The organism is Protofrankia sp. CiP1_Cm_nod3 (genome assembly GCF_982290655.1).
Window position 1 is genome coordinate 1 of record NZ_CEVIVD010000075.1, and the last position, 4,363, is coordinate 4,363.

Here is a 4,363-nt window from a genome sequence, read left to right on the forward strand (position 1 = left end):
CGCCCCGGCCGAGCCCGTGGCCGCCGACACCACGCCGCCTGGAACCGGCCATGTCTCCGGGGCCCGCGATGCCTCCGGGGCCCGCGATGCCTCCGCGGCCCGGGACGCATCCGCGGCCCGCGACGCATCCGCGGCCCGCGACGCATCCGTGGTGGGCGCGGCGGCCGGAGCCGGCGATGCGGGCGGGGGCGGCGGGCACGCGCGGCCCAGGCCGCCCCTGACCGGCCAGGTCGTGAAGGCCAACAACCCGATCGAAGCCGAAGCCCGTTCGACGCTCGTGCTGCGCTGTGCCGACTGATCCGCGGGGCGGCTCCGGCGCTGCCCCCGCCGGTGGCCCGGCTGGGCCCGGCGGTGCCGGTGGGCCCGGTGCCGGTGGGCCCGGTGCCGGTGGGCCCGGTGCCGGTGGCGAGGCCGTCCGGGCCGTCCCCACCGCGACCTACCGGCTGCAGCTGAGCATGGAGTTCTCCTTCACCGACGCGGCCGTCATAGTGCCCTACCTGGCCACGCTCGGCGTCACCCACCTGTACTGCTCGCCCGTCCTGGAGGCGGTCGACGGCTCGGCCCACGGCTACGACGTGGTCGACCACGGCCAGATCAGCCCCGAGCTCGGTGGGCAGGCCGGGTTCCGGCGGCTGGTGACCGCGTGCCGCAGGGCCGGGCTCGGCCTGGTGGTGGACCTGGTGCCCAACCACATGGCGGTGGCCGCGCCCGAGCCGGCCAACACGGCCTGGTGGTCGGTGCTGCGCGAGGGCGCCGAGTCGCCGTACGCGTCCTGGTTCGACATCGACTGGGACTCCCCGGAGAACCCCGGGAAGATCGTGGTCCCGGTTCTCGGGGACGCGCTGGGCACCTGCCTCGCCCGCGGCGAGATCCGGCTGGCGACCGACGAGGACGGCGCCTGGGTGATCGTCTACCACGACCACGTGCTGCCCGTCGCCGAGGGGACCGCCGACCCCGACGACGTGGCCGCCACCCTCGAACGCCAGCACTACCGGCTGTGCTTCTGGCGGGTCGCCGGCACCGAGCTGAACTACCGGCGCTTCTTCGACATCACCACCCTCGCCGGCCTGCGCCAGGAGGATCCGGACGTCTTCGCCGCCACCCACCGCCTGATCCTCGACCAGGTCCGGGCCGGCGCGATCGACGGCCTGCGGATCGACCATCCCGACGGCCTCGCCGACCCCGAGGAGTACCTGCGCCGGCTGTCCGAGGCCACCGGGGGCGCGTGGACGGTCGTCGAGAAGATCCTGGAGCCCGGCGAGGCGCTGCCCGACACCTGGGTGTGCGCCGGCACCACCGGCTACGACGCGCTGAACCGGCTCACCCGGCTGTTCATCGACCCGGTCTCGGCCAGGGCGTTCAGCACCCTCTACGCCGAGATCACCGATGTGCGGGCCGACTTCGCCACGATCAGCCGCCGGGCCAAGCTCGACGTGCTCGCCGGCGCCCTGCGCCCCGAACTGGACAGGCTGGCCACCCTCGCCCTGGCCGAGGCCCGGCGGCGGCGCGCGGACCTCACCCGCGTCGGCCTGCACGAGGCGCTGGCCGAGGTACTGGCCGCCTTCCCGGTCTACCGCGCCTACGTCCGGCCGGGCTCGGCGGCGACCCTGGAGGCGCGCGGGCATGTCGTGCGGGCCTGCGCGCGCGCCCGGGAGTCGCTGCCCCTGCGCGCGGGCGAGATCGGCCTCGTCGAGGAGCTGGCCCTGTCCGGCCCGCCGGAGTTCGTCGTCCGCTTCCAGCAGACCGCCGGGCCGGTCATGGCCAAGGGCGTCGAGGACACCGCCTTCTACCGGTACAGCAGGATGATCGCGCTGAACGAGGTCGGCGGCTCCCCCGGCGACTTCCCCGGCTTCCCCGCCGGGCATCCGCACAGCGCGGTGCACGAGTTCCACGAGGCCAACAGCGCCACCCAGCGGGCCTGGCCGCTGACGATGACCACCCTGTCCACGCACGACACCAAACGCTCCGAGGACGTCCGCGCCCGGCTCGCCGTGCTGACCGAGGACCCCGACGGCTGGGGCGGGATCGCCCGCCGCCTGCTCGCCCTCGGCGAACGGCACACCGACATCGAACACGGCTGGCCGGACCGTCCGACGAACTACCTGCTCGCCCAGACCCTCGTCGGGGCCTGGCCGCTGCCGGCCGACCGGGTCCGGCAGTACATGCTCAAGGCTGTCCGCGAGGCAAAGACCCATACGTCCTGGACCGCCCCGCACCCCGGGTACGAGTCGGCGCTGACGAACTACATCGACGCCGTCCTCGACGACCGGGACTACCTCGCGACGCTGGAGACCTACGTCGCGTCCCTGGTGGAGCTCGGGCGCCAGAACTCCCTGGCCCAGAAGCTGCTCCAGCTCATCTCCCCCGGCGTGCCCGACGTCTACCAGGGCCAGGAGCTGTGGGACGCCTCCCTGGTCGACCCGGACAACCGGCGCCCGGTCGCCTTCGGTGAGCGGGCGAAGCTGCTGACCGAGCTCGGCCCCGAATCCGGTGGCCGCAAGCCCCCGCCGCTCGACGACACCGGGGCGGCGAAACTGCTCGTCGTCGCCCGCGCGTTACGGCTGCGCCGGGAACACCCGCAGTGGTTCGGCGCCCAGGCCACCTACCGTCCGCTGTGGGCGTCCGGCTCGGCGGCCGACCACGTGGTCGCCTTCAGCCGCTCGGGCTCGGTGGTAGCCGTGGCGCCACGCCTGGTGCTGGGGCTGCGCCGCGGCGGCGGCTGGCGCGACACCACCCTCTCGCTGCCCGAGGGCCGCTGGACGGACCTGTTCACCGGCCGCCGCCACGACGGCGGCGTCGCCTACGTCCTGCGCCTCCTGCGCGACTTCCCCGTCAGCCTCCTCGTCCGCACCCAGTGAAACCCAGGACGGGCCCGCCGCCATTCTCGTCTTCCAGGTGGGTGGGAGCTGTCCGGGCCAGGACATGCGGTTGATGCGTACCGTGGCCAGCCGGCGACGGTACGGTGGCACCACGGCTACCGGGACATCGCGGCTTCCAGCATCCCTGGGCTTTCCGCGAGAACGGCGGCTGCCAAGGGGCGCTGGGCTGCCGAGGTGCGCTGGGCTGCCGAGGTGCGCTGGCCGAGGCCCTCGCCGGCGGTGGGGTTCAAACGAGACTCTGATTTTCGTCGTCGACCTGCTCGACGTCGGCTGAGGCCGCCCCGGCGGGGCACTGTGCATCGTGGTCTCATGCCTCGCGGCCGGCCGCGGACACGCGTGCCGCGCACTCGAGGATGACGTCGGCGGTGAGCGCGGCATCGTCGAGGCCGGTCTTCCACGACGACACGCTTAACGGTCTTGTCTCAGCCACGCGATGGGTACCCCTGTTGACCATGACGATCATGTCGGTGAGATCGGAGGCTCGCCGGCATCCTGCCCGGGGGCCAGCAGGCCGGCGGGGAGACCGGCCGGTTCGTCCGCCGGGTCTCGGCGACATGAGGCACGGGCCCGGCACAGCAGCGGGGCCCGCCGCGCCCATCCGGTCAGGGCCCGAAAAGAATTCTCTCGTCGCCGCCGCAGAACTCCTTCGTGAGCGCGATCAGCTCGTTGGCCGCGTCCCAGACGTAGCTGGCGTCGGTGGCCCGGTTCCCCTGGACGATGTAGAAACACTCGGTGGTGTCGAGCACCACCTTGGTCTTCTCGACCTGCCGCGTCTCCATCCGACAGATGATCTCGCCGGCGCCGTCGATGTAGCCGTACTCGCCGGCGGGGACCGGCTTGGGCTCCGTCGCGCCCAGCGGCACGAACCGTTCCGCACCGGTTGTGGACGTGAGACGGATGTCCCCGTCCACGGCTGCCAGGTCGTGCGCGCCGAGCGCCAGGCGGGTCCGCAGCGAGACCAGGTTGTAGATGTCGACGAGAAGATTGATCCTGGGCAGCGTCCCGGTCCTGCGGATCAGGCGCAGCAGGTTCTCCGGCGACGCGACGTTCTCCCGGTTCGACCGCCCGACCGCGGTGTGCAGGTCACGGAATCCGGCAAGGACCGGATCACTCTTGAAATCCTCGTTGGACGGAAAGCTCGGAAGACCGGCGAGAGTGCCGGCCAGCAGCGAGTCGAACTGCTCGTCATCCTTCCTGTTGCGCAGGTTCCCCATGACGAAGTAGACGCCCGTCAGCCCCAGGCCCAGAACTTCCTCAGCCGCCTTGAATGTAATTTCCTCGCATCTTTCTCCGATATGGGGACTGACCAGACCGGCCTCCGCAGCACCCATGCCGGAGCTCCTTTTCACGCGATATCACCAATGGCCGGAATCCTCGGCCGCCTCAGCAGAATAGCATGTTCAGTCACCCCCGAAGGGGGGTCCGGACAGCTGGGCATACGTACCTCGTCAACCTGCGAGGACGCGATTTCGAGAACCCGGCGG

At 72.1% G+C, this 4,363-nt stretch carries 4 protein-coding genes; 2 read left to right on the top strand and 2 right to left on the bottom strand.

Annotation, left to right across the window (positions count from 1 at the left end):
* Both AC5LUJ_RS15045 and treY read left to right on the top strand, forming a co-directional pair.
* On the top strand, positions 1-298 hold a 298-nt coding region (locus AC5LUJ_RS15045; protein ID WP_493465136.1), incomplete at its 5' end, for a hypothetical protein.
* Positions 288-2,858, top strand: a complete 2,571-nt coding sequence (treY, locus tag AC5LUJ_RS15050) for a malto-oligosyltrehalose synthase (RefSeq protein WP_493465137.1) — start codon at positions 288-290, stop codon at positions 2,856-2,858. The genes AC5LUJ_RS15045 and treY, both read left to right, overlap by 11 nt.
* Positions 2,859-3,186: 328 nt before the next feature.
* Here treY and AC5LUJ_RS15055 read toward each other — a convergent pair whose 3' ends face one another.
* Together AC5LUJ_RS15055 and AC5LUJ_RS15060 are read right to left on the bottom strand one after the other, a co-directional pair.
* Positions 3,187-3,309 (bottom strand): hypothetical protein, encoded by a 123-nt coding sequence (locus AC5LUJ_RS15055; RefSeq protein ID WP_493465138.1) that lies wholly within the window; start codon positions 3,307-3,309, stop codon positions 3,187-3,189.
* 172 nt (positions 3,310-3,481) lie between these two features.
* The gene (locus AC5LUJ_RS15060) at positions 3,482-4,210 is read right to left on the bottom strand and encodes a B3/B4 domain-containing protein (RefSeq protein ID WP_250282373.1); all 729 of its coding nucleotides are present in this window, start codon (positions 4,208-4,210) and stop codon (positions 3,482-3,484) included.
* Positions 4,211-4,363 lie beyond the last annotated feature (153 nt).